Annotated in this window: 22 protein-coding genes; 12 read left to right on the forward strand and 10 right to left on the reverse strand. The window is 51.3% G+C overall.

The window, feature by feature from the left end; all coding sequences use genetic code 11:
- Window positions 1-64: 64 nt before the first annotated feature.
- The gene (locus ACXAFI_RS04555) at window positions 65-835 is read right to left on the reverse strand and encodes an SIMPL domain-containing protein (protein WP_475107838.1); all 771 of its coding nucleotides are present in this window, start codon (window positions 833-835) and stop codon (window positions 65-67) included.
- A gap of 530 nt (window positions 836-1,365) precedes the next feature.
- On the opposite strand from ACXAFI_RS04555, the gene ACXAFI_RS04560 reads away from it, so the two are divergent.
- Both ACXAFI_RS04560 and ACXAFI_RS04565 read left to right on the forward strand, forming a co-directional pair.
- The gene (locus ACXAFI_RS04560; RefSeq protein ID WP_475107839.1) at window positions 1,366-3,534 is read left to right on the forward strand and encodes a hypothetical protein; all 2,169 of its coding nucleotides are present in this window, start codon (window positions 1,366-1,368) and stop codon (window positions 3,532-3,534) included.
- Window positions 3,535-4,290: 756 nt separating this feature from the next.
- On the forward strand, window positions 4,291-5,508 hold the full coding sequence (locus ACXAFI_RS04565) for a hypothetical protein (protein ID WP_475107840.1): 1,218 nt from the start codon (window positions 4,291-4,293) through the stop codon (window positions 5,506-5,508).
- Between the two features lie 119 nt (window positions 5,509-5,627).
- Here ACXAFI_RS04565 and ACXAFI_RS04570 read toward each other — a convergent pair whose 3' ends face one another.
- On the reverse strand, window positions 5,628-6,548 hold the full coding sequence (locus ACXAFI_RS04570; protein ID WP_475107841.1) for an alpha/beta hydrolase: 921 nt from the start codon (window positions 6,546-6,548) through the stop codon (window positions 5,628-5,630).
- A 91-nt stretch (window positions 6,549-6,639) separates the two neighbouring features.
- Here ACXAFI_RS04570 and ACXAFI_RS04575 point away from each other — a divergent pair, with 91 nt between their 5' ends.
- Window positions 6,640-7,170 carry a redoxin domain-containing protein gene (locus ACXAFI_RS04575; protein WP_475107842.1) on the forward strand — a complete coding sequence of 177 codons (531 nt, stop codon included), beginning with the start codon at window positions 6,640-6,642 and terminating at the stop codon, window positions 7,168-7,170.
- 158 nt (window positions 7,171-7,328) lie between these two features.
- Here ACXAFI_RS04575 and ACXAFI_RS04580 read toward each other — a convergent pair whose 3' ends face one another.
- The 5 genes from ACXAFI_RS04580 to ACXAFI_RS04600 all read right to left on the reverse strand — a co-directional run bounded on the left by ACXAFI_RS04580 (window position 7,329) and on the right by ACXAFI_RS04600 (window position 15,630).
- On the reverse strand, window positions 7,329-7,715 hold the full coding sequence (locus ACXAFI_RS04580) for a DUF2750 domain-containing protein (protein ID WP_475107843.1): 387 nt from the start codon (window positions 7,713-7,715) through the stop codon (window positions 7,329-7,331).
- A gap of 309 nt (window positions 7,716-8,024) precedes the next feature.
- Window positions 8,025-9,281: a ribonucleotide-diphosphate reductase subunit beta gene (locus ACXAFI_RS04585; RefSeq protein WP_475107844.1), complete on the reverse strand. Its 1,257-nt coding sequence runs from the start codon at window positions 9,279-9,281 to the stop codon at window positions 8,025-8,027.
- A 455-nt stretch (window positions 9,282-9,736) separates the two neighbouring features.
- On the reverse strand, window positions 9,737-12,676 hold the full coding sequence (locus tag ACXAFI_RS04590; RefSeq protein ID WP_475107845.1) for a ribonucleoside-diphosphate reductase subunit alpha: 2,940 nt from the start codon (window positions 12,674-12,676) through the stop codon (window positions 9,737-9,739).
- Between the two features lie 832 nt (window positions 12,677-13,508).
- Entirely contained in the window at window positions 13,509-14,423 is a 915-nt protein-coding gene (gene argF, locus ACXAFI_RS04595; protein ID WP_444919651.1) for an ornithine carbamoyltransferase, read from the reverse strand.
- Between the two features lie 22 nt (window positions 14,424-14,445).
- Window positions 14,446-15,630, reverse strand: a complete 1,185-nt coding sequence (locus tag ACXAFI_RS04600; protein WP_475107846.1) for an acetylornithine/succinylornithine family transaminase — start codon at window positions 15,628-15,630, stop codon at window positions 14,446-14,448.
- 111 nt (window positions 15,631-15,741) lie between these two features.
- On the opposite strand from ACXAFI_RS04600, the gene ACXAFI_RS04605 reads away from it, so the two are divergent.
- Complete coding sequence (locus ACXAFI_RS04605; RefSeq protein ID WP_475107847.1) at window positions 15,742-15,930, forward strand: hypothetical protein; 189 nt, start codon at window positions 15,742-15,744, stop codon at window positions 15,928-15,930.
- Window positions 15,931-15,963: 33 nt separating this feature from the next.
- Window positions 15,964-16,296 carry a Grx4 family monothiol glutaredoxin gene (grxD, locus tag ACXAFI_RS04610; RefSeq protein WP_152454435.1) on the forward strand — a complete coding sequence of 111 codons (333 nt, stop codon included), beginning with the start codon at window positions 15,964-15,966 and terminating at the stop codon, window positions 16,294-16,296.
- A gap of 113 nt (window positions 16,297-16,409) precedes the next feature.
- On the opposite strand, the gene bfr is transcribed toward grxD, so the two are convergent.
- From bfr to ACXAFI_RS04625, 3 genes are all read right to left on the reverse strand, one after another.
- Window positions 16,410-16,901, reverse strand: coding sequence for a bacterioferritin (gene bfr, locus ACXAFI_RS04615; RefSeq protein WP_152454434.1), 492 nt, complete (start codon window positions 16,899-16,901; stop codon window positions 16,410-16,412).
- A gap of 300 nt (window positions 16,902-17,201) precedes the next feature.
- A complete protein-coding gene (locus ACXAFI_RS04620; protein WP_475107848.1) occupies window positions 17,202-18,530 on the reverse strand; it encodes a DUF2254 domain-containing protein in 1,329 nt (442 codons plus the stop codon).
- 161 nt (window positions 18,531-18,691) lie between these two features.
- Window positions 18,692-18,904, reverse strand: a complete 213-nt coding sequence (locus ACXAFI_RS04625; RefSeq protein ID WP_152456387.1) for a bacterioferritin-associated ferredoxin — start codon at window positions 18,902-18,904, stop codon at window positions 18,692-18,694.
- Between the two features lie 335 nt (window positions 18,905-19,239).
- On the opposite strand from ACXAFI_RS04625, the gene ACXAFI_RS04630 reads away from it, so the two are divergent.
- From ACXAFI_RS04630 to ACXAFI_RS04660, 7 genes are all read left to right on the forward strand, one after another.
- Window positions 19,240-19,842 carry a peroxiredoxin gene (locus tag ACXAFI_RS04630; protein WP_152454432.1) on the forward strand — a complete coding sequence of 201 codons (603 nt, stop codon included), beginning with the start codon at window positions 19,240-19,242 and terminating at the stop codon, window positions 19,840-19,842.
- A 243-nt stretch (window positions 19,843-20,085) separates the two neighbouring features.
- The gene (locus ACXAFI_RS04635) at window positions 20,086-21,297 is read left to right on the forward strand and encodes a serine hydrolase domain-containing protein (RefSeq protein WP_475107849.1); all 1,212 of its coding nucleotides are present in this window, start codon (window positions 20,086-20,088) and stop codon (window positions 21,295-21,297) included.
- A 262-nt stretch (window positions 21,298-21,559) separates the two neighbouring features.
- A complete protein-coding gene (htpG, locus tag ACXAFI_RS04640; RefSeq protein ID WP_475107850.1) occupies window positions 21,560-23,473 on the forward strand; it encodes a molecular chaperone HtpG in 1,914 nt (637 codons plus the stop codon).
- Between the two features lie 253 nt (window positions 23,474-23,726).
- Complete coding sequence (locus ACXAFI_RS04645; protein WP_475107851.1) at window positions 23,727-24,758, forward strand: NAD(P)H-dependent glycerol-3-phosphate dehydrogenase; 1,032 nt, start codon at window positions 23,727-23,729, stop codon at window positions 24,756-24,758.
- A gap of 12 nt (window positions 24,759-24,770) precedes the next feature.
- Complete coding sequence (locus ACXAFI_RS04650) at window positions 24,771-25,295, forward strand: DUF4389 domain-containing protein (protein ID WP_475107852.1); 525 nt, start codon at window positions 24,771-24,773, stop codon at window positions 25,293-25,295.
- Between the two features lie 19 nt (window positions 25,296-25,314).
- Window positions 25,315-25,773: a phosphohistidine phosphatase SixA gene (gene sixA, locus ACXAFI_RS04655; protein WP_475107853.1), complete on the forward strand. Its 459-nt coding sequence runs from the start codon at window positions 25,315-25,317 to the stop codon at window positions 25,771-25,773.
- A gap of 143 nt (window positions 25,774-25,916) precedes the next feature.
- On the forward strand, window positions 25,917-26,786 hold the full coding sequence (locus ACXAFI_RS04660; RefSeq protein ID WP_475107854.1) for an alpha/beta fold hydrolase: 870 nt from the start codon (window positions 25,917-25,919) through the stop codon (window positions 26,784-26,786).
- The last annotated feature ends 8 nt before the right edge of the window (window positions 26,787-26,794 follow it).

Here is a 26,794-nt window from a genome sequence, read left to right on the forward strand (position 1 = left end):
GCTTAAGCAGCCTAAAGAATGGGCTCCGAAAATGAGAAAGTAATAATACTGGAGCTAGGATTAACTATGGCTGAGGGCGAACACGAAAGTCTACTGAGAGTTCCGCCTCATAGATGATCTCATCAAATGATTTATCCTGGCCAGATTCAAAAAAATCGCTCTCAACACTGGAGCTGGAGATACGTGCAGCGGAGACAACTACTTCCTCTACCGCCATGGCGCCTTCAGTAGCTCGGTAATGGATGTTATCACCGCGAATACCAACGGGTGCCAGCTGGACACCAAGCGCCTTTTCATAATCCTCTTTCTGCTCCAGAATATCTTGCAGAGCCTTGGATTTAACCTTTTTGTTATACAAACGCTTTTCTGAATGCTCAAATGCAGTGTTTGCTATTTCAACTTCTCTGTTTTGGTCTGTGAGCTGCGCAATACTATGTAGTTGGTTTTCCTCGTTGATTGAAATAGTTATGCGGTTAACAACCTTATAACTCTTGGGCTTCTTACCCACCCAGCCATATTGGGGGGAGGATGAGAACTTTGAGCTTTTAATATTTGCTCCCTTGATCCCAGCCTCTGTCAGGCTCTGATGCAATATGGAGCGGAGCCTATGGTTGGCGGAAATCGCATCTGAAAGCAGCTCCTCTTCTGTTGTTACAATCAAGCTGACAATAGCCCTATCCGAATATGCAGTTTCTTCCGCGCTGCCATGGATGGTAACGATATTCTCCGCTGGGTGGAGCAGTCCTCGCAAATCCTGGGGGGTTCCCCTGATTTCAGGAGCTGCCAGACAAAGGGTAGAGAATAGTAAGGAGAAGAACAGGAAAAACCACTTCATTTTACAGTATCCTTTTATTGAGGGTTATTGGTAAAGGCACTACTTCTATGATGGATGAACTCCATATTATATATGCATATCTTGCTTTCAGGCCCTAATAGATCAAAGGGTGACAATTTTTGTTATAAGCTACGGTAATTGGTTGTTTTCTGTCTGTAAGTAATAATTTGGGTTATTAATGAGTCGATATGAAGAAATACCCTGCCTTTTATTTTTTTCATTGTTAGTGCTTTGTTTAATGTCTTTTTTATAGCTTTATTTTTCATTAATTGATGTTTTACTGATATATCGTTTAATTTTTGACCGTTTTGCTTCGGATTTTTATGTTTATATTGTTTTACTCAATAAACCTTCTTGTACCTTGAATACTCCTTTCTTGATGTAGTCCACAGTTTCTGTTTCGGGTGGGTCACAGACAATCGATTGCAGAACTAATAAGGTCGCCGCTGTTCTTATCTGGGATAACTCAATTGCAGTAAATATCTTCAATTGTATTTATCTTAAAACGACTTACTGAGCGAGCAGGTTTCATGGCAATAATCTTTAATAAAAAGCTCTTGGCACTTTCACTAACAGTGATTTTGGCTTCTTGCAGTGGCGGTGGGGGTTCCTCTTCGGATGGTGAGGGATCTTCGGGGGATACTGGTAGTGGTCAAGGCAGTGGTCAGGGTACAGGACAGGAAGATACTCCGATATCTGATAATGTGGGTACTTCCGTTATGGTGGGCGATGTTGAAGTGACGGAATTGGGGTTTGCCACACTGACCTCTGTAGATGTGACGTTGCCTGAGGCAATGAACAATGCCAAGGAAGTTTACCAAATGGCTCACTATATTGCTCGTACTGATGGTGAGGGTAATAAGGAAGATATTGATATTCCTATCCGCAGTTATGTTGCCACCTGTGCAACAGATACTGAGACTCCACGAATGTTTGTCTCAACAACCCTCTCTGAAGGTGGCAGTACTGATGCCGCTACCTATGGTTCGGTGTATGAGTTGAAGTACAACCCAGAAACTTCTAGTTTCGATCAGGCTGGAAATGCTTCGATATTAAAGCAGTGCTACGAATCTCATGGTATCGCTGCAAGTAAGGACTGCTCGCGAGTCGCCGTACTCTGTAATACGGAATACCAAGCCAATGAGCGCTATGAGGTCCAGGGAGATCTTGTCGATCAATATGGCTCTGGCTGGATGACAATGGAGAACAATATCGACAAAATTGATGCACGTATTACCAATGAAATTGGACTGATGTTGGCAACAAATCATGGTAAATACATCGATTTTTTTACCGAGCATCCAACACTCAAGTTTGATGACTTCCTAGATGGCTTAAAATCTACATTTCCAGATACCGATTTTGGTGATTCACTATCATTTACCACCATTAAAGGTTCTGCAATGCAGGAGGAAATGGAATATATCGTTAATAACCTTTCCTCGACAGATTACAACGATCTTTTGCAGCATATTCGTGACAATGGTTACAGGTACAATGATCAAATTTGGTTGCTGGAATGGGACAAGAAATCTCTTAATGAAAAGCCCGATGCTTTTGTTGTCAATAAAATGCATGGCGGCTCCCATGTGGGAACAGAAGAGCTGATTTATGTAGATACCGATAGTCTCGGGCGTTCTAGCTATGCATTCTCTGCTTCTGCACGAGTTTTCGATGGGGAAGGGGACTCACACTATTCTGCGGGACTAACCATCGTAAACAGAAATGATTGGTCGCTTAATATGAGTGGTTCTGATAACCGTGGCTGGTATTGGGCTTGTGGCGATGGTCATGTGGTGAACATCCGAGCATTTTATAATTCTAACAGTGAAAATTATGGGGCTCTATGTACCAGTGATTGGAATGATTGGATGGGTAAAGATCGAGGTCAATTGGGTACTATTGCTATTAAAATGGAATCTGGCAGTAATAGTTATGAAGGTTATTTTAATCACTTTGTTCCTTCTACCGCAGCGATGGTCTCTAACGGTGGTGGGCACACCGTTGTTCCATTAAATGAAGATACCAACCTGTCTGTTATTGTCTCACCTAGATATATAGAAGAGACAGAAATGGATCGCTACCTACGTGATGAAGTGGGTATCGATCCCAATACTGAAGGCCCTTTTGATGAAGATTGTGCGGATTATGAATCCACCAATTGCTTCCTCTCCTATATGGCTTATGCTGGCGATGACTACCCTATAATCGAACGTCAAGGCCTTTATTCTGGCGACGCTCTGGATTCTTCTTCTCTAACAAGAATAGGTATTGCCAAGGTAAATGGAAGCGGCAGTATCAGTGGACAGAGTTTTAAGTGGTTGGTTGAGGACCCTGATTGTCAGATCAGTGATCCGCAATTGGTTGACTTGAAAAATGGACGTTATTTATTAGGTTATGCCAAGTTCCAGTGCATTTCCGATAACCTCAGCTATCAGCGTATATACGCCAGTCGGGGCGCTATGCGTATGCTGGTCCCAAAAGCTTTCTACGTGATGGAAATTGATGCGAACCTCAACATCCTTGAAGGACCAGTTCAGCTTCCCAATCATGGCTGGGGAGGCTTGGATGAGCCAATGTATTTAGGTGATGGCAAGGTGGCCTGGAGCTATATCAAGAATCCTACTTTTGAAAACTATGGTGGGGGACAGCAGAATGTGTGGCAGGCGATGATTTATCATTCTAAGAGTGCCAACTAAGTGCCTAACTAAAATAATGATTGAAAATAAAAAGCCCAGCAATAATGCTGGGCTTTGTATTTGTCTGTGAGGTTGCAGCTTTCTACAGTATTTCTGCATAAATAACCTCATGGTTGGAGATGATATTTAAATAGAATAACTTTCATACCCCCTTTTTCGTATTTTGGGTATCTGCTACTGGTGAATTTATCGCTAATCTGATGTAAGTAGGGCCCCTGAGAATTCCCGAGTGCATCTTGAAAGTAGAGGTATTCCTCCACTTAAGTTTGGCCAAGACTCTCCTTCGGGGAACATTTTGACATTTGGAGCCTGTGGCAAAGGGGTTGTGGGCGATAACTAGAGATTATTCATATTTGGGCTTTAAGGTATTAACTAACCTGCCTTCTAGGCTTTCCCTAAGCTACTTCTTGTACCGCTCAAAAATAAGCGTGAACAACTCGTACACTATTTGATCAGTATCGACTAATAAGTCTTTAAAAGTAGCTTTATAAAGTGAATATTCTTTGTAGTGAGTTCATGAATTTGCACGCTTAAGGAAAAAATAGTTACGAATGAAACGAATAGTTTGTTTAAGATATTCAATTTGACTGATTAGTCCGCAAGCCTGTCGCCCCCGGTTCTCGTTTGGCGCCCTAAGTCCTATATCCATTGAGCATCCCCGGATAACTTTCCCTGTCCAAAAATGACTCCGGCCAATAAAAATAATTTTTTGGGAAGTGTGATCTAGAGCCGGGAAATAAATATAAGGAAACAACAATGACTCTTTGTAAACGATTAGGTGCAAGCCTCTCACTTGCACTGGCTGGCCTATTTGCTTCCGTATCTGCTGCGGCAGATAACTGCTATATCCTGGTTCACGGACATGGTACCGAAGGACATATAAAACAGCGCACCAACTCCCAGGGTAAGTTAGAGCAACCCGCCCTAGATTATTGGAGTGAAGCTTTCTTTGATAAATATAACGGCAGTAATTTTATTGAGCAGCTGCGAATCAATGGCGGCAACTATGGAGTTGTAGGTTATAACTCCACCGATGAAGGTGAAATGCCTTACTGGCATGATGGCACAGCTGGCGAAATTGCCAGACAGATTATCGATATTCGCAGCGGTAAGGGAGATGGCTATCAACATGAGAATCAATGTAACGCCGATGATACTTTTTGGGTGATTGCCCATAGCCAGGGCGCTGCACAAATGATGTACTTATCTGGTAACGCAGTGCCTGGGTCTCCTTATTACAATCGTGCTTATAATCAGTTTGATAGTAATACTATTACTGAGAGTAATAAGGTTTGTACTGGCCGCTGGTTTTGGAAGAGATGTAAAACGGAAACCAAAACCAGAAATGTTGCCGGTTTAGATGATCGCTATGCCGTAGAGGTTGACTTCGACAAAGCCATGAATGGTATTGCTGCGATCTTTACTACTGGGGGCGCTATTACAGGCACCGAGTTCGTCGATCGCCTGTGTAATGGTAGCTGGATCGAAAGCGTGGTTAACGACCTGTTTATCGGTCGTGAATGCTCAGCGGTACGTTATCTGCAAACTAATGATGTTTACTCCGTGCGCAACTATGTGGGCACTAACTTGGCATCGCCCGTATATACCATTGGTGGTTATGCTGGATTCCCTGGTGTTGCAACCGCAAGTTCTATATTGCTTGCTGGTGAGGACGATGGTTATATTAATCTCGCATCCCAGATGAACTGCTCAGGTTCTGCCAAGCGTAATCTCTATTCAGACCTAAAGGAATACAAAACCTTCCTAGGCATTGCTTATGGCAGCGCTACCTTCTCTTGTGATAACGATCACAAGGGCACCGCGCGCTCCTATAACCTGGCAAGCCTCTATACTGACCATGACGCACAGCGTAATGGTGGCATCATGTCCCCAGATTATACCGGCATTCCTAATGGTCTGAACTGCGGAATTGGTAAGAATAGTGCTGGCCGTATCGCTGCCTGTACACAGTGACTTCTGTAGGTGTTTTAAGCCTTTAAAAACTTAGCAGGGATAGGCGAAGTCTCTCCCTGATATGCTCTCACAGGATGAAGCCCGCTCTTAATAGCGGGCTTTGTTTTTGTAGGGAAAGTCTAATACTGCTCATTAGCTCCCCCCGCAGTTTGATGGTGTTGCTGTGCGATTTCGTCTCTGAAAATGACATTCAAACCTAAGCGATAACTATCCGTACTATTTGCTGCGTGAGATCCTGCGGGAATGGTTTTAAATGTTATTTCCCAGGGCATTTCTTCCTGCTTGCTCCAGTGGGCATTCCAGGTAAGAGCGTCTCCCCTCAACTTTTGGGTGTCATTTTCACCACTGGTAATAACCAAGTTCAAATCATCTATGTTTGCACTGTGTGGTTTTCCATAAAAGAAATCTTTCTGCGGCAAGAAAGTTGGGTTGCTGGCTATAAAGCCCTTGAATAAATTTGGTCTGGTAAATGCGGTATAGAGCACGAAATGTCCACCTCTGCTCTGGCCAAAGAGAATCCGTTGATTTGGGTCGGCGAGGTAGCGGCTCTCTACAGCAGGTATTAGCTCATCTTCCAGGAAATTGAGAAATTTCTCGGCTCCTCCTCGCTCGGGATTGTTGTCGGCTGCGGGTAAGGAGAAATCATAGCTGCGTTTATTAACCTCCGGATCGAAAGACCCATAGGCAATGCCTACCACAATAGCTTCGGGAACAAGATCATCGTAACTCAGAAACAGATGGTTAGCGGCGAGTATTGGGAACAGAGAGTCCCCGTCCAGTAAGTAAATTATGGGGTAGGATTTCTTTATTTCCTGTGTCTTTTGGTCACTATGATAGTCTTCCGGAAAGCGGATATAAATATGATAGGGGCGCCCCATATTTTTTGATTCCATCTTGAAATAATCTCCCTTTAATGCGGGCAAGAATTCCAGTGTGTGCGCCTGATTGACACTAAGTTCACTCTCATGAGAGTCCGAGTAACATCCAGTCAGACTAGTTAACAATATGAAAAAGAATAAAGTGCTGATAAATGATTTCATTGGCTCCCCTATACTTATGGTACGAAAGTTTAAGTCTTGGCGGTCACATTACTTCTTGTAGATTCAAGCTATAGTCTCAAGGGGCGGCACTATGGGCAATCTCAAACTGGCAGCGGGTAGTGATTTCCCGGTTCTGGATGTAGCAAAACTGGGAGGAGGGCAAATGCAATTGGGCAAGCCCGCAGGTGGTTTTCCCTGGCAAATGGTGGTGGTTTATAGGGGGAAGCACTGCCCTTTGTGTACGAAATATTTGCGTGCATTGAATGCGCTATTACCGAGATATCATAAGGAAGGGGTTTTTGTTGTTGCTGTATCTGCTGATAGTGCAGATAAAGCTTTGCAGCATATGAGAGAGGTTAATCCAGATTTCCCTGTTGGGTTTGATTTGGCTATTCCGCAAATGCAACAACTGGGACTCTATATTTCCAACCCCAGGTCACCCCAGGAAACTGACAGGCCTTTCGCTGAGCCGGGAATTTTTGTGGTCAATGAAGCTGGTAGACTGCAGATTGTTGATATCTCCAATGCACCTTTTGCCAGACCAGACTTGCAGACCCTCCTGATGGGAATCGAATTTATTCACAACCCAGAAAATAATTATCCAATAAGGGGAACCTACTGAAGTCATTTCGACAAGGGTTTTTCTCAGGGGAGCGCAACAAAATCCCATTTTGATATCGGTTTTTTGTTGCGAGAAGTTATTTATTTTTGATGCTGCTAATGCGATCTTTGCTCTGTACAAGCTGTTTGTAGTAGAGTCACCGATTATTGTCGGTAAAATTAAAAATTGTCTAGTTCGTCGCGCAGATCGCTTTCCAGCTCCTCTGTGCCGGTGATCCATACACTTTTATCTGGGGCAGGAAATACGCCGATTTCAATATTGTCCTTACTCAATCCGGGCAGCCATTTCTTTAAAAATTGCGGTAGGGGAATACTTTTGGGTGTGAGTCCGGCTTCACTTTCTGCATAGGCGTTTGCAAACTCCGAGCTGGGCCATACCGGTAAATATTCAAAGCCGCCGTCCTCATCGGTATGGATTTTGAGAAAGCAGTTTTGGCTATCGACTAATATCCAGATTTCTCGCTCCTCTCCGGCCATGCTCAGGAAATACTCGTAGCGGTCTTCACAGCTTAGGTTAATTACTTTATTCAGTTCAGGAGTGGTCATATAAATTCACAGTAGCTGGTTAGTAGGTAGGTGGAAATTTGAAACCTGCCCAATAGGTAGTGTAATGGTTACACCAGTCAAAGCGAGGGATTATGAGCGAATACAGGGAACTGTCCAAATGGTTTGATTTGATGCTGAGTAATAGGGAGCCTAGAGGGGTTTTGTGGAATATAAATCCATGATTGGCATGAAGAGCAAACTGAGGTTTCCCCAATAAAAAAAACGGGCTGAAAGCCCGTTTTCAATACTTCTCTTCCTGTGAGCGACTACTTTTTCCTTTTGTAGTAATTCACTGGCCGGAAGCCTCTCTTACCACTGCAGTGCGCCGCCGGTCTGATATTCGATAACGCGGGTTTCAAAGAAGTTTTTCTCTTTGCGCAGGTCCATAATCTCAGACATCCACGGGAATGGGTTCTGTGCGCCTGGGAACTGCTCTTTCAGGCCCAGCTGGCTGAGGCGGCGGTTGGCGATGAATTGGAGGTACTCCTCCATCATATTCGCGTTCATGCCGAGTACACCGCGGGGCATGGTGTCGCGGGCGTAGGCCACTTCGAGTTCCATACCTTCGAGAATCATCTGGGTCACTTCCTGCTGGAATTCCGCCGTCCACAGGTGTGGGTTTTCCAGTTTGATCTGGTTGATCACGTCGATGCCGAAGTTCAGGTGCATGGACTCGTCGCGCAGGATGTACTGGAACTGCTCGGCAACACCGGTCATTTTGTTGCGGCGGCCCATGGACAGGATCTGGCTGAAACCACAGTAGAAGAAGATACCTTCGGTGACGGCGTAGAAGGCGATCAGGTTGCGCAGCAATTCCTGGTCGGATTCTACGGTGCCGGTTTTGAAGTTGGGGTCACCGATCGCCTGGGTGTGGGACAGGCTCCAGGCCGCCTTTTTGGCAACGGCGGGTACTTCTCGGTACATATTGAAGACTTCGCCTTCGTCCATGCCCAGGGATTCTACACAGTACTGGTAGGCGTGGGTATGGATCGCTTCTTCGAAAGACTGGCGCAGCAGGTACTGGCGGCACTCCGGGTTGGTGATATGGCGGTAAATAGCCAGCACCAGATTATTGGCAACCAGGGAATCTGCGGTGGAGAAATAACCCAGGGAGTATTCCACGATACGACGCTCGTCCTCGGTCAGACCGTTGGGGTCTTTCCACATGGACACGTCTTTGTTCATGTTGATTTCCTGGGGCATCCAGTGGTTGGCGCAGCCGTCCAGGTATTTTTGCCAGGCCCAATCGTATTTAAAGGGCACCAACTGGTTGAGGTCGGCGCGGCAATTGATAATGCGTTTTTCATCTACCTGGATACGGGCCGCGCCCATTTCCAGTTCTTCCAGGCCGGGCGCCGGGTCCAGGCTGGCAACGGCTGCGCGGGCGGCTTCAACGGCAGCGGAGCCGTTGCGGGGAGCAGCGCTGGCCGCCGGAGCTGCGGCTTCGGCAGTGTAGGAAGCACTGGGTTCTTGCACGGATTTCGCCTGGGTTTTCGGCGCTACCTGCGCGTCCGTAGCTTTTTCGGATTGTTGGGGCTTAGTTTCGAAATCGTCCCAGCTCAGCATAGTTGGCCCTTTTAATCGGTCTCGCTATCGAAAATTCGATAATCATTTCTGTATTCTTCCTGGCGCTTTGTTCGCAGAGCGAGGCCAGGGATGGTATCCGGAATTCTCCGGCAGTAGTCATTCACTGCAGGTATTTTCAACCCGCGGGGGCACAAAATTTTTGTGCCAGATCAATTATTACTTTGCTTTTTTCCCAAATATTATTTTGGGTTTTCTCTGCACGTTGGTGAGGTTTATGGCAAAGTTTTTTGTGTGGTCTCTGTACTCAGCACATATCTGTGCGAGTTATTTAAAAACGCATTTGGGAAAAAGACGCAGACGATCCCCGGCCCGAAAATTCTTCCCGGCTTTTGGCTGCCAGGCGAGCCGGGGTCGTTGCGCATGGTCATGCCCGCACGTGCGGTTACGACGCTCTCCCCCGAGAGTGAGTGCTGGCCCCTAACGGGGCCAAATTTTTACTGACAGGCTTCGCAGTCTGGATCGTCCAGGGAGCAGGCCTGGGGCACTGCTGCCGGAGCTGGTGCAGCCTGTTCTGCGGGCGCTGCCGCAGCCATACCGTTGCTTGCGCCGTGTGCGCTTACCGCGTTCAGGGTGCCGCTGTTCACAGTGGATTTCTCTGTGGTAGTGGCAGCCAGGGCACGCAGGTAGTAAGTGGTCTTCAGGCCGCGGAACCAGGCCATGCGATAGGTCAGGTCCAGTTTCTTGCCATCGGCGCCGGCGATATACAGGTTCAGGGACTGGGCCTGGTCGATCCATTTCTGGCGGCGACTGGCGGCGTCCACGATCCAGCGCGGCTCCACTTCAAACGCAGTGCGGTATTTCGCTTTCAGGTCTTCCGGTACGCGATCGACTTTCTGTACAGAACCTTCGTAGTATTTCAGGTCGTTAACCATGACCTGATCCCACAGGCCGCGATCTTTCAGGTCGTGTACCAGGTAGGGGTTTACCACGGTGAATTCGCCGGATAGGTTCGATTTCACGTACAGGTTTTGGTAAGTCGGTTCGATCGACTGGGAAACTCCGGTGATATTGGCAATGGTCGCGGTGGGAGCGATCGCCATTACGTTGGAGTTGCGCATACCCTGGGCTTTTACTTTCTCGCGCAGGCCGTCCCAGTCCAGAGTGGAGCTGGTGTCCTGTTCGATAAATTGTTGCCCGCGCTGCTCAGCCAGAATCTGGATGGAATCCAGTGGCAGAACACCCTTGCTCCACAGGGAGCCTTCGTAGGTCTGGTACTTGCCGCGCTCGGCAGCCAGGTCGCTGGAAGCGGAGATGGCTTCGAAACTGATGGCTTCCATGGTGTTATCGGCAAAGGCCACGGCTTCGTCGCTGGCGTAGGCGATGCCGGCTTTGTACAGCGCGTCCTGGAAGCCCATCAGGCCCATGCCCACCGGGCGGTGACGCATGTTGGACTGGCGTGCACTTTCAACCGCGTAGTAGTTGATGTCGATAACGTTATCGAGCATACGCACTGCAGTTTTTACGGTATTGGCAAGCTTGCTGCGGTCGAGTTCACCGTTCTCACCAATGTGCTGGGCCAGGTTGACGGAGCCCAGGTTACAAACGGCAATCTCGTCATCGGCCTTGGTGTTGAGGGTGATCTCGGTGCACAGGTTGGAGCTGTGTACTACACCGGCGTGTTGCTGCGGGCTGCGCAGGTTGCAGCTGTCTTTAAAGGTGATCCAGGGGTGGCCGGTTTCGAACAGCATACCCAGCATCTTGCGCCACAGGTCGAGTGCGCGGATTTTCTTGAACAAGCGCAGCTTGCCTTCGGCGGCCAGTTGCTCGTAGTGGTTGTAACGCTCTTCGAATGCCGTGCCGAACAGATCGTGCAGGTCCGGGCAATCCGCCGGGGAGAAGAGGGTCCACTCTTTGTCTTCGAACACGCGCTTCATAAACAGGTCGGGGACCCAGTTGGCAGTGTTCATATCGTGGGTGCGGCGGCGGTCGTCACCGGTGTTTTTGCGCAGCTCGAGGAACTCCTCGATATCCAGGTGCCAGGTTTCCAGGTAGGCACACACAGCGCCCTTGCGCTTGCCGCCCTGGTTGACGGCTACGGCGGTGTCGTTGGCCACTTTCAGGAAGGGCACTACACCTTGGGATTTGCCGTTGGTGCCTTTGATATAGGAACCCAGAGAGCGCACCGGCGTCCAGTCGTTGCCGAGGCCGCCGGCCCACTTGGACAGCATGGCGTTGTCACGGATGGCGCCGTAAATGCCGTGCAGATCGTCCGGCACCGTGGTCAGGTAGCAGGAGGACAGCTGCGGGCGCAGGGTGCCGGCGTTGAACAGCGTCGGGGTGGAGCTCATGTAGTCGAAAGAGCTCAACAGGTTGTAGAACTCTACCGCGCGCTCATTTTTGTTTTCTTCGTTAATGCTGAGGCCCATGGCGACACGCATAAAGAAGATCTGCGGCAGCTCGAAGCGAGTGTCATCGCTGTGCAGGAAATAGCGATCGTACAGGGTCTGCAGGCCCAGGTAGGTAAACTGGTGATCGCGTTCGCCTTTTAAAGCTTTGCCGAGTTTTTCCAGGTCGAAGGTGGCCAGGGCCGGGTCCAGCAGGTCCAGCTCAATGCCTTTTTCCACGTAAGCGGGCAGAGTGGAAGCGTAGAGTTTTTCCATCTCATGCTGGGTGGCGCGCTCGGCGATGTCGAGGAAGCGCAGGGCTTCGGAGCGCAGCTTGTCCAGCAGCAGGCTGGCAGTGGCGAAGGTGTAGTTTGGCTCTTTCTCAACCAGAGTACGCGCGGTGATCACCAGCGCGGTGTTGATATCGTTTTCGGAGACACCGTCGTACAGGTTCTTCAAAGCCTCGCTGAGGATGGCTTCGGCGTTAACGTCTTTCAGGCCTTCACAGGCTTCACTGACAACGGTGCGCAGGCGCTCCATATCCAGGGGAACGAGGCTGTCGTCGTCGAGTTTGACACGAATGCTGGGGTGCGCATCGATAGCTTGTTCGCTTGGCTTGGCGCTTTTTTCTTTTTCGGCGCGCAGACGGGCGTGCTCTTCGCGGTAGAGTACATAGTCGCGTGCAACTTTGTGTTCACCGGCGCGCATCAGGGCCAGCTCTACCTGGTCCTGGATCTCCTCGATATGGATAGTGCCACCAGAGGGCATACGGCGCTTGAAGGTAGCGCTGATCTGGCCAACGAGCTCTTCGACTTGCTCGTGGACACGGCTGGACGCAGCGGCGGTGCCGCCTTCAACAGCGAGAAAGGCCTTGGTGACGGCAACGGAAATTTTACCGTCATCATAGGGGACAACGGTGCCATTGCGTTTGATGACACGGATCTGGCCCGGTGCGGTGGCAGCCAGAGTGGTGCCGTCAGTAGCCTGGTCGCTGGAGGTGCCCGATTTTGCCGCAGGCACGGTTTGAGAGCGCCCTGTCTCTGTGTGCATGTAAATCTCCGAAAGGTTTGTAATGTTGTCTGTCCGCGTGTGTTCACTAGAACAGCGCCACTGGACTGCGTGGCATGTGCGGAGCGGGTCCATCGCTTGGCCAGTGATTCCTCCCACACCGTGGAGGCACTGGAAACAGGCGGCGTGACGACCGGCTCTCAGTTAAGGTCTGCCGGCTGCTGTCTGTGGCGGATAATTCCTTTCCGCCCGCTTACCTCTGATTCTGCTTTGAAAAAAGCAGCGTCTGGCACCGACCGCCAAAAGTGTGGCGGAGCGCCGGGATTCGCCCCTGGATTTGGGGATGCTCCAGGCTCTTTACCCCAATATATAGGGGGTCTGCCTCGAGTGCGCTACAAGATAATGCGGTAGGCGGGTCAGTTCAAGGCGAATAACTTTGTGGTTGTTTGTGGATAAATTGTGGGTAGGCGTGTTGAGTCAGTAGCCACTTCTGCGGCAGGGCCCGCCGCAGCTGGGGTGTGTGGTATTCACCGCTGTGTGGGAGGGGCCAATACAAGCTCTTACAATTTTTTTTAATAGCCGGGACGCTTCAAATTAACAACGGCAATAACCATTTTCGAATGAGCGCATTTTGAGCAAGTTGGTACTAAGTTGATCAATTTTGTGGCGTGAATTTTATGCTGATGCTCGCTTGTTTATTATTCGCTCACCTGTGGCATTCTGTTCGGATCTGTATTTAAGCGCCATAGGAAGCCGAGCAATAAAACTGGATGATTAAGTTTTGTGCAGATACCGGTGGAGAGGGGTTGGTAGGGTAGAGAAAGGGCCGGCCGACAAGTAGTTAATGGTGCCATCGACCGGCGTGTAATTGGGTTTACTGACTGTGCTCCTGCAAAAATTCCATCAGTGCCTTCTGTGCGTGCAGACGATTTTCCGCTTCATCCCAAACCTTGGAAATATGCTCGTCTTCCAATAGCTCGGCGCTGACTTCCTCGCCGCGGTGTGCCGGCAGGCAGTGCATAAAAATCGCCCCTTCATTGGCGTGACTCATCAATTCGTGATTCACCTGGTAATTATCGAAAGCCTCGCTGCGCGTCTGTTGTTCCGTTTCCTGGCCCATCGAGGCCCATACATCGGTGGTGATCCAATCGGCACCGCGCACGGCCTCCACAGGGTTATGCACAACTTTCACCCGGTCGCCGGCAGCGGCGACGATATCGGCATCGGGTGCGTAGCCCTGGGGACTGGCGATACGAAGTTCGAAGTCGCACAACCGCGCCGCATTGATATAGGAGTGGCACATATTGTTGCCATCACCCACCCAGGCCACCACTTTGCCCGCGGGGCTGCCGCGGTGCTCGACGAAAGTCTGGATATCGGCGAGCAGCTGGCAGGGGTGGTAACTGTCAGATAAAGCGTTGATTACGGGTACCCGCGAGTGGGCAGCGAAGCGTTCCAGAGTCTCGTGACCAAACGTGCGTATCATTACCATGTCGACCATCCGGGAGATGACTCGGGCACTGTCCTCAATGGGTTCGCCGCGCCCCAGCTGGGTATCGCGCGGCGATAGGAATAGGGCGCTGCCGCCCATCTGTGCCATGCCGGCTTCAAAAGAGACACGGGTGCGGGTTGAGGACTTTTCAAAAATCATCCCCAGCACTTTTCCGCGAAAAAGGTCGGTGGTAATGCCTTGGTTGCGCAGGGTTTTTAATTCGATAGCGCGCTCGATAATTTGCTTTAGTTCCTCTGCGGAGAGATCCATTAGGGTGAGGAAATGCCTGATCGCCATAAATTGTTCTCCTTTGTGTGCCTCAGACTGCTTGCAGGGTAAATTGTTGAATCAGGGTGCCGATATCAGCGGCCAGCTGCTGGCACTCGCTATCGGTGAGTGTCAGGGGCGGGAGAAGCCGCACGACATTACCGGCGGTGACATTGATCAGCAACGCCTGCTCCCGCGCCCGCTCCACCAATTCAGCGCAGGGGCGGTCGAGTTCGATACCAATCATTAATCCCAGCCCACGGATATCCACTATCCCAGGGCAATCGCTCAGTCGCAGGCGCAGGGAGTGCAGTAGTTGAGCGCCCAATTTTTCCGCGCGCTCGATCAACCATTCAGCTTCCAGAGTTTCCAGTACGGCAAGGCCGGCGCGGCAGGCGAGTGGATTGCCACCGAAGGTAGAGCCGTGGCTGCCTGCGGTGAACAAGCGAGCGGCTTTACCGCGGGCGAGGCAGGCGCCGATGGGGACGCCATTGCCGAGCCCCTTGGCGGTGGTGAGTACATCCGGCACTATGCCCGCGTGCTGATAGGCAAACATTTTACCGCTGCGGCCGTTACCGGTCTGAATCTCATCCAGCATCAATAGCCAGTCCTGCCGATCGCAGAGCGCACGCAATTTATGTAGATAATCCAGATCGGGTATTCGAATACCGCCTTCCCCTTGGATTGGTTCCACCAGTATGGCGACGATATTGCAGTGCTGTTGCGCCAAATTTTCAATGGCTTGTACATCATTGAATGGCACCCGTAAAAAGCCCTCGGGTAGGGGGGCGAAGCCCTGCTGAACCTTTTCGTTGCCGGTTGCCGTGAGGGTGGCCAGGGTTCGCCCGTGGAAGGCCCCCTCCATCACAACAATTTGCGGGGCTGCCAGCCCGCGTTCATTGCCCAGTTTGCGGGCTAATTTGATGGCGGCCTCATTGGCCTCGGCTCCTGAGTTGGAGAAAAATACATTGTCCATTCCCGACAGGAATACGAGCCGATCGGCCAGCTGTTGTTGGGGCGGAATGTTGTACAGGTTGGAGACATGGAGCAGGGTGTTAGCCTGCTCCTGCAGGGCCTCAGTGACCTTGGGGTGGCAGTGGCCCAGGCCGCATACGGCGATGCCAGAAATGGCATCCAGGTAGCGGTGGCCGGAATCATCCCACACGTAATTTCCCTCGCCGCGGATTAGGGTCAGGGTTCTCTCGCCATAGTTGTGCATGAGTGTGGGGGGGGACACTGAGGCGCCTCCTTTCTTCTTTGGTGTTCAGTTTGATTATTCAATATAGGTCGGCTTCCGCAGAAAATTTTGTTTGGTGTGTTTTATTCTGCAAAATATCCTGAATCATCAATGCTACCACAGGCTTTGCGTCGTGTGGCCCATCTATTTCACTTCTATGAGAGAGAGGGTATACGCGGCGGAGGTGCGGCGCTTATTTTTTGGTCGCGCTCAGCAGCGGGTACTTATTCCCCCCTGCGCTGGGGTACAATGTCCGGCCGTGCGCAATGGCTGGGTGCCGATGCGATACACGTTAATTAATTTTGCTTCCACCACCTGAGGTTTCTCACGCTTATGGATACACTGGAGAACATCAAACAGCAGATCGCTGACAACGCCATCCTGCTCTATATGAAAGGTAGCCCCAACGCCCCCCAGTGCGGCTTTTCCATGCGCGCTTCCCAGGCGATGATGGCCTGCGGCAAGCGCTTTGCCTATGTGGATATCCTGGCCAATCCAGATATTCGCGCGGAATTACCCAAGTATGCCAACTGGCCGACTTTCCCTCAGTTGTGGGTGAAGGGCGAGTTGATCGGCGGTTGCGACATCATTATGGAAATGTATGAAAATGGTGAGCTGAAAACCCTGATCGAAGAGGCATCAGCGGAGAGCGAAGGCGAAGGTTAATTTTCGTTTTTGTTTCAATGTATCTGCCCGGGGAAAGTGGCAGCGCATTGTTGAAAATAAAAAAACCGCAGTTTCAACTGCGGTTTTTTTATGCCTAGTTAAGGCATTTTTAGTTACTTGCCAGAGTTGCCGGCTGCAGTTTCCATTTGGGTTTGTAGGTAGTTTTGAATGCCTACTTTGTCGATCAGTTCGAGCTGAGTCTCCAGCCAGTCGACATGTTCTTCTTCGGAGTCGAGAATTTTTTCCAGTAATTCACGGCTGCCGTAATCGCGTACAGACTCGCAGTAAGCGATGGCTTCGCGCAGATCGGGAATCGCCTTGGATTCAATCTTCAAGTCGCACTTGAGCATTTCCTCGGTATTTTCACCGATCATCAATTTGCCCAGGTGTTGCAGGTTGGGGATGCCTTCCAGGAACAGGATACGCTCGATCAGCCAATCGGCGTGTTTCATTTCATCGATGGATTCGTGGTATTCCTGTTTACCCAGCTCTTTCAGTCCCCAGTTGTCGTACATGCGCGCATGCAGAAAATACTGGTTGATCGCTACCAGCTCATTGCCCAGTACTTTATTTAAATGTTCGATAACCTTGGGATCGCCTTTCATAGCTTTTTGCTCCTGTGGCCCTGCGAGCTAGATAACACCCTCAGAGAATTCCTATTTGTTGATTACTTGAAATAAGTAGCAATAAAAAGTCACTAAATTGTGTTAGTCACTTATGTCTGCGGCTGACCGATTTCCCACAATTTATTTTAGGGTGGCAACTGCAATCCGGGCCGAGTTTGCGTTGCGATTTGCGGCAAGTCAAGGGGAAGTTGTTAGCTGCGGAATGCAGAAAAAACACGGTTTTTAACACGAATTTGGCCGAAAATAGCAACGAAAATGATTCTTGTTTAGGTTGCGCCGTCAGACAGTCAGCTTTTTTTGAATAGCCGATATTATTTCCTGAATTTGATTGGAATCAGTTTCACTCTTAATAAATATTTCAATGTCGTTGGCCAGGCGTTGCAGATAATTAAATAACGCAACTTTGTCTTTTTGTCGTTGGCATACCTCAGCGAGGTGGTCCAAAGCGTTCAGCAGGTGGCGCATAAATACTCCATTGGCTCGGCCGTGTTCGACGATCTCATCGAGGGAAGCATTGAGTAGCTGGGCAAATTCCAGTTTGCAACTGACTAAGCGCAGAGCCCCGGCGGAACCGGTAAAACAGTTTGCCGGTTCCGGTCTTTGCAGCACCGTACCCAGCCCTTCAATAAGGCGGTCGACACAGGAGTAGGCCGTGAAGGGGTCGTTAATGCCGGGGGAAAGTGCGCGCACCGCGATTTGGGATAATTGGCGCACGGAAAAAACAATGTCCTGTTCGGCAGTGGGCAGAGCGCCAATCTTTAGGGCGGACTGCACTTGCGGAATTATCTCTTGCGAGTCGGCGTTTTGGTAAATCCTGCCGATTTGCCCCCAGTTGTGTACGTAGGAGCCGGGGTGGCAACTGATCTGTACACAGCAATTGAATTTTTCCGCAATCGCAATGATTTTGTCCCTGTCGATAATCTGTACGTAGCCACCGCGGGGAGTGGGTACTGCGATCCAGCTCGCCCCTAGTTCCAGGCGCTCAGTATCGAAGTGTTCCCCCTTGTCGGACTCTGCAGAGCTTGGGTACTCTCGGTCGATTGCCTGGTGGAACTCCAGATTGATCTGATGGGCGATGTTATCTACCTGAATGGATTGCGCCACATTGTGGATGAAATAAACGAGGTAGCCGATGCTGATCAATGTGAGCAGCAGGGCAATTTGAATGGCGAAGCCATAAGTCGTTATGTCCCCGGTCGTTCCCTCGATACTGCGCATCGTGACCAGCGCATAGACATAGGTGGAGAGAAAAATTCCAAGCGAGCTTTGGGTGCTGCGGTCGCGAATAAAATTTCTGATCAGGTGAGGGCCGAACTGGTTAGAGGCGAGGGTTAGGGCCACCACGGTAATTGAGAACACTGTACCGGCCACTGTAATGGTCGAGCCGGCGATAACGGAGAGCAAGGCGCGTGCGCTGTTGACATCGCGCATATGCAGCCAGTCGAGGGTGGTAATTTGGCCGGTTTCAAATAGTGGCAGAGTGCTTAATAGAGCATCCAGTTGACGCATCATGTAAGCGAGCAGCAGCGCCGACAAAATCATGATGAGAGGCACACTCCAAAAACTGGAGCGAAGTTTTTCGTAGAGGTGCAGAAAATGCTTCTTCATGTTCCAAACTGAGCCATTGATGTGCCCTCAGCTTAGAGCATCACGTGTGCGCATCATAGGGCGGCAGGCAAAGTCTGCAGGGGAGGGTTTTAGGAGGGGAGGGCAGAGGGGAGGATTTGGCCGCCACTCAATTTCAATGTGTGGCGGCCGAAAAGGGGAACTTAACTGGCAGAGTAAAACAGCCCGCTGTTGGCAGCGGTGATCATTCCGGCACCCAGGGTCTCACTGATGATTTCCTTGGTCTGTTCGGCGCAGCGACCACACTGGGAAGAGACACCAAGCTGACGCCTCAGGGCCTTCACAGAGGTGGAGCCATCGTAGACAGCCTCTTTGATTTGGCGGTCGGTGATACCTTTACAGATACATACATACATCGTCGTGGGCTCTGCTCAATTTCTACTCAATACTAGACTGATGTAAATCCTATTGCAATTGAGAATGAGTGTCAATAAGATTTCCATAAGTTTAAATTTTGAACTGATGGTTTCTTTTTTGTGCGATATGGCAGTGGTTATTTCCTATTTTGAGGCTTGGTTCACGCATAGCTTTTCTGCTATCAGGCTCATTTAAAAAATTTATGGGCCTGTAATAAGTGGATGTGTATCATAGCGGCCCACTATCAATTCCTATTCAATTTATAGCTGTTGCGTATAAATTGAACACTTCACTCTCTTTATCAACAACCCATCATTGGATTGAGGAGGTTTTCATGGCAGTACTGGTAGGCAAGCCGGCTCCGGATTTCACCGCTGCAGCGGTATTGGGTAATGGCGAGATCGTCGATACCTTCAACCTGAAAGAAGCAATCAAAGGTAAGAAAGCGGTAGTTTTCTTCTACCCGCTGGACTTCACCTTCGTATGTCCTTCTGAGCTGATCGCTTTCGACCACCGTTTCGCTGAGTTCGAAAAGCGCGGTGTTGAGGTGATCGGTGTTTCCATCGATTCCCAGTTCTCTCACAACGCATGGCGTAACACCCCGGTGAACGAGGGTGGTATCGGCCCGGTTAAATACACCCTGGTTGCTGATGTTAAGCACGAAATTTGCCAAGCATACGACGTAGAAGCCGACGCTGGCGTCGCTTTCCGTGGTTCCTTCCTGATCGACGAGGAAGGCATGGTTCGCCATCAGGTTGTGAACGACCTGCCACTGGGCCGCAACGTTGACGAAATGCTGCGCATGGTTGACGCCCTGGCGTTCCACCAGGAGCACGGCGAAGTTTGCCCTGCCGGTTGGCAGGAAGGCGACAAAGGTATGAACGCTTCTCCAGAAGGCGTAGCGGCTTACCTGAGCGAGAATGCTGAAAAGCTGTAAGCTCGAAGTCGCTGGGGCTAATCAATAGTCCCAATACAGAAAAAACCGCCGAAAGGCGGTTTTTTCGTTTTAATGAGTGCCAATACGCAGACCTAAGCGGGTGGCATGGGGATTCACACAGGGGCAGTGGTAAGAGACTAGAATTCAGCAGTCAGTCCTGCGTGGCGCCTAAATAGAGTTTTTGCTCGCTGGCTGCTAGTCTTATCTGCATGTACCGGATTGCTTTGGCGGCTCGATTTGCGTATGAGACCTGCAATTCTTTCGAATATTGTCTACCACCTCCGTGCCGGGAAGGCGCGAGTCATTCTTTCACTGCTGCTCCTGTGTGCTGTGGCACTGCCTGCGCGCGCGATGGATATAGACGCCAGGGCCAAGGAGTTTGACCGATACTTCCGCAAGATGATGGCCGGTAAGTCCATTCCAGGTGGCGCCTATGTCATTGTTGATGGTAACCGGGTGGTCGCCATGGACACTTACGGTGTGCGAATACGCGGAAAGAAGGGCAAGGTGGATCTCGATACTATATTTCGCCTGGCTTCGGTCTCAAAGACCTTTGCCGGGAGTATGGCCACCATTCTGGAGCATGAGGAGCGCTTTAACTGGAATGACAAGGTCATCAACTATGTGCCGGACCTCAGCTTCAAGACGCCGTCACTGTCGCGCCAGCTACAGGTAGAGCACCTGCTCAGCCACTCCTCCGGCCTCACGCCCAACGCCTACGACGATTACCTTGAGAGCAATAAGCCACTCAGCAAGATATTGCCAAAGTTTGCCAATATCGATCCGCGCTGCACTCCAGGAAAATGTTATGGCTATCAGAATGTGCTGTTCAGCCTGATTGAGGATGTAATCTTTCAGGCGACGGGAACCACCTTTGCCAAACAACTGAAGTCGCGAATTTTTGTGCCGCTGAAAATGCAGAATGCCTCGGTGGGTTGGGAGAGCTTTATGGCCTCAAACAATCGCGCCGCGCCCCACGTGCAAACCGGCAGCGGTTGGCGCCCGGTGAAGGTCGAGAAAGAATACTATTTCGCCGCCCCCGCGGCGGGTGTCAATGCCAGTATCTCGGATATGGCCCAGTGGCTGAAGGCGCAGATGGGCTATTACCCCAAGGTGCTCTCTCCAGCGATGATTGAAGATATGACCACCGAGCGGGTGTCCACCCAGCGCCATATGCGCCACCGTATTTGGCGGGATTACCTGACCCACGCCGGCTACGGCCTCGGCTGGCGTCTCTACACCATCGGTGATGACCGTATTATCTATCACGGTGGTTGGGTGGCTGGTTTCCGTGCAGCAGTAGCCTATTCGGAAAAACTGAAAATCGGTATCGCTATCCTGATGAATGCCGAATCGCGGGTGATTTCTGATATGACCGCAAATTTTGTGATCGATGTGACCGGCAGTAAGGGTAAGGCCGCTACCCTTAAGGCTAAGGCCAGTCGCAAGCGTTAGCTGAACGCCCAATAATCAGCGATGCTATTCCCTTAGAGCCCCGACTGATGGGGCCTTAAGGGAAAACCCACTTCTACCGATGCCTCCCCGAAACCCGTGCCCATCCCGCAAAGCCGTACCCAAATGGCGACTAAAAAGTAAGAGGCGATTGAGCCACAGCCGCAAGTAGAGACTCCCTATTTCCGACTTCGCCCTTGAAACCTGTCAACAGGTCCCAATATTTGCTCCCTGTTCCGATTGACGTGTATGGGGAGACCTACAGATGACCGTTGAGGCCCACAAAGAGAGCCACGGGTTCCAGACAGAAGCCAAGCAACTGCTGCACCTGATGATTCACTCGCTCTACTCCAACAAGGAGATTTTCCTGCGCGAGCTGGTATCCAATGCCTCCGATGCCGCCGACAAACTGCGTTTTGAAGCGCTGTCCAAGCCAGAATTATTTGCCGATGATGCGGACCTGCGCATTCGTATCGAGTTCGATAAAGACGCGGGCACCCTGACCATTACCGATAACGGTATCGGTATGAGCCGCGATGAAGTGATCGAAAACCTCGGTACTATCGCCCGCTCCGGCACCTCTGCTTTCATGCAGCAACTCACCGGTGACCAGAAAAAAGACGCACACCTGATCGGTCAGTTTGGTGTTGGTTTTTATTCCGCGTTTATTGTTGCCGACAAGGTGGATGTATTTACCCGTCGCGCTGGCCTCGAAGCCGATCAGGGCGTGCACTGGGAGTGCCACGGCGAAGCCGAATACTCCGTAGAGAATGCGGAGCTGCCCCAGCGCGGTACCCGTGTAGTCCTGCACCTGAAAGAAGATGCGAAAGAATTTGCCGATGGCTGGCGCCTGCGCTCCATTATCAAAAAGTACTCCGATCACATTGCCATTCCGGTGGAAATGCTGAAAGAGGAAATGCCGGCGGCAGAGGGCGAGGAAAAAGAAGAGAAGGCCCCTGAATTTGAAGCGGTCAATGCCGCTCAGGCGCTGTGGACCCGCCCGCGCTCCGAAGTGAAAGCCGAGGAGTACAAGGAATTCTACAAGCACATTTCCCACGACTTCGACGATCCGCTCAGCTGGAGCCACAACCGTGTTGAGGGTAAGCAGGATTATACCAGCCTGCTGTATATCCCCGCGCGCGCACCTTTTGACCTGTACCAACGCGATGCTGCCCGTGGCCTCAAGCTGTATGTACAGCGCACTTTTATCATGGACGATGCCGAGCAGTTCCTGCCGCTGTATCTGCGTTTTGTAAAAGGGGTGCTGGACTCCAACGATCTGCCCCTGAACGTTTCCCGCGAAATCCTGCAAAAAGATCGCAATACCGATGCGATCAAGAATGCGCTGACCAAGCGCGTATTGGATATGCTGGACAAGCTGGCCAAAAAGGACGGTGACGAATACCAGAAATTCTGGGACCTGTTTGGCAATGTGCTGAAAGAGGGTCCGTCCGAGGACTTCTCCAACAAAGAGAAAGTGGCCAAGCTGCTGCGTTTCGCCACTACTTATACCGATACCGACAAGCAGGATCAATCCCTGGAAGACTATGTCAGTCGCATGAAAGATGGCCAAAAGGCAATCTACTACGTGTGCGCAGACAACTTCGCCACCGCGAAATCCAGCCCCTACCTGGAAGTATTCCGCAAGAAAGGTATCGAAGTTCTACTGCTTACCGATCAGGTAGATGAGTGGTTCGTGGGCCATATGAACGAGTTCGATGGCAAGCCGTTCCAGGATGTGGCCAAAGGCGCGTTGGATCTGGGCGAAGCCGAGAGCGAAGAAGATAAGGCCGAGCGCGAGAAAGTCGAGAAAGAATCTAGTGCGCTGGTTGAACGCGTACAGTCTGTCCTGGATAGCCGCGTTGAATCCGTGCGCGCTACCACTCGCCTGGTGGACTCGCCGGCGTGTTTGGTAGTGAGCGAGCAGGATATGGGTCCGCAAATGCGCCGTATCCTCGAGCAGGCCGGTCAAGCGGTACCGGAAGCTAAGCCGATTTTTGAAATCAATCCATCGCACCCGCTGGTACAGCGCCTGGATCAGGAACAGGATGAGGATCGCTTTGCCGATCTCACCAATATTCTGATGGACCAGGCTAACTTGGCAGCGGGCAACCAGCTAACAGATCCAGCCGACTATGTGCGTCGCCTGAATACTCTGCTGCTGGAAATGCACGGCTAAGTTTTAGTCTGTTGCTTCAGGCTCCTAGGAGCCTGGCGCGGTGGTTTCTTCCTGAAGCTCCCGCGCCTTATTTCTACGGCCCCAGTGGAACAGCCCGGTTGTGGAACCGGCAGCTTACCCCGCTGGGGCCGTTTTCCGTTTTTGGCGTATTATTTTGTAACTTTACGCGCAAGATCCTGAAAGTTGAACCCTTTGGGCTGAGCGGGTCATAGCTCTATAATCCCTGCCCTCGAGAAGCTTTATCGGTATCAATATGCAAAAGGAAACTTCCAACCCTCTCTCCATCGCTGTATTGGGCGGCGGTAGTTTCGGTACGGCTATTGCCAACATTGTCGCGGGTAATGGCCACGACACCCGCCAGTGGATGCGGGATTCGAAGAGTGCGGAAGCCTGTCGGGAAACCCGTGAGAACAGCAAATATTTGCCCGGAGTGGCTCTACATCCCGAGCTTTGCATCAGCAGTAACCTGCAAGAAGTCGTGCAGGGTTGCAACATTGTCTTTGTCGCCATCCCCAGTAAGTCTTTCCGTGAAGTGGTGCGCCGTGTAGCCCCGCTGTTGAAACCGGGCACCATGTTGATCTCCACCACCAAGGGGATTGAGCATGACAGTTTCCACTTGATGAGCGATATCCTGCGCGAAGAGACCCAGGGGATGCGCGTGGGGGTGCTGAGCGGGCCCAACTTCGCCAAGGAAATTGTCGCTGGGCACTACACCGCAACCGTGGTTGCCAGTGAAGATGAGGCCCTGTGCAAGGATATCCAGTCCGCACTGCACTCTGAAACCTTCCGTGTCTACTCCAGCAACGATGTGTTTGGCGTGGAGCTGGCGGGGGCACTGAAAAATATTTATGCCATTGTCACCGGGATGGCAGCGGCCCTGGACCGCGGGCAAAATACCATCAGCCTGCTGATTACCCGTTCCCTCGCAGAGATGATGCGTTTTGCCGAGGCTATGGGGGCAGACCCTATGACGTTTATCGGCCTCGCGGGCGTTGGCGATTTAATCCTGACCTGTTCCTCCGACCTCAGCCGTAACTACCGGGTAGGCTATCTGGTGGGCAAGGGTAAGCCTTTGGATCGTGCTGTCGCGGAAATCGGTCAGGTTGCCGAAGGGGTGAATACGGTTCGTCTGATTAAAAAGAAAGCGGATGAAATGGGCGTCTATATGCCCTTGGTTTCCGCAATTCACGCCATATTATTTGAAGAGCGACCGATTCCAGAGGTAATTCGTAATTTAATGTCGGGCGCACAAACTTTCGATGTGGCCTACTCGGCCAAGCCTTGATGGAAGCCCCTTATGAAAAATGATGACTTAAAACGCAACCTGACTTCTGGCAACCAGTGGGTGCGGCTGATCTACATGGTGCTGTTCGCAATTTGCTTACAGATTGCCAGTTGGGTGCTGCTGGCGGTGGTTGTACTGCAGTTCCTGTTTTCGATTATCGGCGGCAGTGCCAACGACAATTTGCGCCGCTTTGGCGATCAACTCGCCTCCTATATTTATCAGGCGATACAGTTTCTGATTTACAACTCTGAGGAAAAGCCTTTCCCCTTTGCCGAATGGCCGGAATCCGAGGTGGATGACTTGTCCGGTTACGAGGGGGCGCAAGAGGTTAATGCTGAGGTTGTGGCTTCCGAGGATGATAAAGAGCCCGCGAAAAAAACTGAGCCCGAGCCAAAAAAGGAAGAAGAGGCCGAAGAGGCGATTATCCTCGGGAGCGATGATAATAAGCCTGAGCTGGTAGAAGAGAGCGCGGAAGAATCTACCGCACCTCTCAATGACCAGGAGGGCGAGTCTGACAAGCGCGGTGACAAACACTAAAGGGGCTAAGGCAAAATCCATGGAACTGTTTATCCTGCGCCACGGCAAGGCCGAGCCCATGTACGGTAACGATGCCGACCGCGCGCTTACTGAGCGCGGCCGAAAGCAGGTGGCGCAGGTATGCAAAGAGCGCGCTGAGGAGTTGTCTTCGGTGCGCGCCATCTGGGCGAGCCCTTTTGTGCGCACCCAGCAAACCGCCGATATTGTCGCCGCTCACCTGGGGCTGCCGGTTGTCACCGAGCCTCTGCTGATTGGCGACACCGACCCACAGCAGCTGCTCGACAGGCTTCAAGAGCAGCAGGCCGATAGCTTTCCCCTTCTTCTGGTGAGTCACCAGCCGCTGGTGGGCAGCTTGCTGAATGACCTCTGTGGCAGTGGCAATCAACACCCCATGGGCACTTCCAGTCTCGCTTGCGTGAACTCGGAAGTGTGGGCCAATGGTTGTGCCGAACTGCAGTGGTTACAGCACGCCGGCTAACTGTTTTCCGCGCCGGTTTCTCTCTCGGTCGGCCTATTGCACCCAAATCCCCACATGGCTGGCGTTAACTGTCATTGCCCGCAGGCCCCAGGGCCTGCACCATCTGTTTCTTTATTCTTAGTTTTCTCCTGGAATCAGCGCGCATGAAGCAAGCCGCCCCCCGCGAAATCAGCCTGAAATTCGACAGTAAGACCATTGCCGCGAGGCAGTGGGGGGATGGCACAGGGGAGCCGGTATTAGCCCTGCATGGCTGGCTGGATAATTGCGCCAGCTTTGACCGTTTGGCGCCGCTGCTAAAGGGTATTAATTTGGTCGCCATGGATATGGCCGGCCATGGGCGCAGCTATCATCGCTCTCCTCACGCCAATTATAATATTTGGGAGGAGGCCGAGGACATTATTGGTGTCTCCGAAGCCCTGGGCTGGCGCAATTTCTCCTTGCTGGCCCATTCCCGTGGTGCTATTGCCAGTGTGATAACGGCAGGCACTTTCCCCAAGCGCATCAAACGCCTGGCCCTGATCGATGGTCTGGTCCCCCCAGCAACGAAAGATAGCGAGGCACCGGACATTCTCGCTAAGGCTATCGCCCAGCGTGCCCGCTACAGTCAGCGCAGGGCGAAGGTCTACCCCACTTTTGAGGCGGCGGTAGAAGCGCGTATGAACGGCATGTTCCCCCTGTCCGAATGGGCGGCGCGCGCTTTGGCCGAGCGGGGAACGCTGCCGCTCGAGGGCGGCTTTACCTGGAGCAATGACCCGCGCCTGATGGCCGCGTCCTCAGCCAAATTGAACGAGGCGCAGGTGCGTGCTTTCCTGTCGCGCCTCAGCATGCCGGTGCACCTGGTACTGGCGGAGGAGGGGATTGCCAATATGATTGAGCGGCTGCGTCCGGTGTTGGAGAGCTATAAAAATATCGAGGTCAGGGAGATACCTGGCGGCCACCACTTGCATATGGAGGAGGGCGCCGAGGCCATAGCCGAATGGTTTGGGCCTTTCCTGCGTGGTGAGACTGACTAGTGTCAACA

It is taken from the genome of Microbulbifer sp. ABH2_005 (genome assembly GCF_056160005.1).

Excerpts from the sequence above, each read along its gene's own strand:
- argF (WP_444919651.1), bottom strand. The coding sequence starts at position 14,423 with ATGGCGATCAGGCATTTCCTCACCCTAATGGATCTCTCCGCAGAGGAA.
- ACXAFI_RS04645 (WP_475107851.1), top strand. The coding sequence starts at position 23,727 with ATGCAAAAGGAAACTTCCAACCCTCTCTCCATCGCTGTATTGGGCGGC.
- sixA (WP_475107853.1), top strand. The coding sequence starts at position 25,315 with ATGGAACTGTTTATCCTGCGCCACGGCAAGGCCGAGCCCATGTACGGT.
- ACXAFI_RS04555 (WP_475107838.1), bottom strand. The coding sequence starts at position 835 with ATGAAGTGGTTTTTCCTGTTCTTCTCCTTACTATTCTCTACCCTTTGT.
- ACXAFI_RS04590 (WP_475107845.1), bottom strand. The coding sequence starts at position 12,676 with ATGCACACAGAGACAGGGCGCTCTCAAACCGTGCCTGCGGCAAAATCG.
- ACXAFI_RS04565 (WP_475107840.1), top strand. The coding sequence starts at position 4,291 with ATGACTCTTTGTAAACGATTAGGTGCAAGCCTCTCACTTGCACTGGCT.
- ACXAFI_RS04660 (WP_475107854.1), top strand. The coding sequence starts at position 25,917 with ATGAAGCAAGCCGCCCCCCGCGAAATCAGCCTGAAATTCGACAGTAAG.
- ACXAFI_RS04560 (WP_475107839.1), top strand. The coding sequence starts at position 1,366 with ATGGCAATAATCTTTAATAAAAAGCTCTTGGCACTTTCACTAACAGTG.
- htpG (WP_475107850.1), top strand. The coding sequence starts at position 21,560 with ATGACCGTTGAGGCCCACAAAGAGAGCCACGGGTTCCAGACAGAAGCC.
- grxD (WP_152454435.1), top strand. The coding sequence starts at position 15,964 with ATGGATACACTGGAGAACATCAAACAGCAGATCGCTGACAACGCCATC.
- ACXAFI_RS04630 (WP_152454432.1), top strand. The coding sequence starts at position 19,240 with ATGGCAGTACTGGTAGGCAAGCCGGCTCCGGATTTCACCGCTGCAGCG.
- ACXAFI_RS04650 (WP_475107852.1), top strand. The coding sequence starts at position 24,771 with ATGAAAAATGATGACTTAAAACGCAACCTGACTTCTGGCAACCAGTGG.
- ACXAFI_RS04620 (WP_475107848.1), bottom strand. The coding sequence starts at position 18,530 with ATGAAGAAGCATTTTCTGCACCTCTACGAAAAACTTCGCTCCAGTTTT.
- bfr (WP_152454434.1), bottom strand. The coding sequence starts at position 16,901 with ATGAAAGGCGATCCCAAGGTTATCGAACATTTAAATAAAGTACTGGGC.
- ACXAFI_RS04585 (WP_475107844.1), bottom strand. The coding sequence starts at position 9,281 with ATGCTGAGCTGGGACGATTTCGAAACTAAGCCCCAACAATCCGAAAAA.
- ACXAFI_RS04625 (WP_152456387.1), bottom strand. The coding sequence starts at position 18,904 with ATGTATGTATGTATCTGTAAAGGTATCACCGACCGCCAAATCAAAGAG.
- ACXAFI_RS04575 (WP_475107842.1), top strand. The coding sequence starts at position 6,640 with ATGGGCAATCTCAAACTGGCAGCGGGTAGTGATTTCCCGGTTCTGGAT.
- ACXAFI_RS04635 (WP_475107849.1), top strand. The coding sequence starts at position 20,086 with ATGAGACCTGCAATTCTTTCGAATATTGTCTACCACCTCCGTGCCGGG.
- ACXAFI_RS04605 (WP_475107847.1), top strand. The coding sequence starts at position 15,742 with ATGCTACCACAGGCTTTGCGTCGTGTGGCCCATCTATTTCACTTCTAT.
- ACXAFI_RS04580 (WP_475107843.1), bottom strand. The coding sequence starts at position 7,715 with ATGACCACTCCTGAACTGAATAAAGTAATTAACCTAAGCTGTGAAGAC.
- ACXAFI_RS04570 (WP_475107841.1), bottom strand. The coding sequence starts at position 6,548 with ATGAAATCATTTATCAGCACTTTATTCTTTTTCATATTGTTAACTAGT.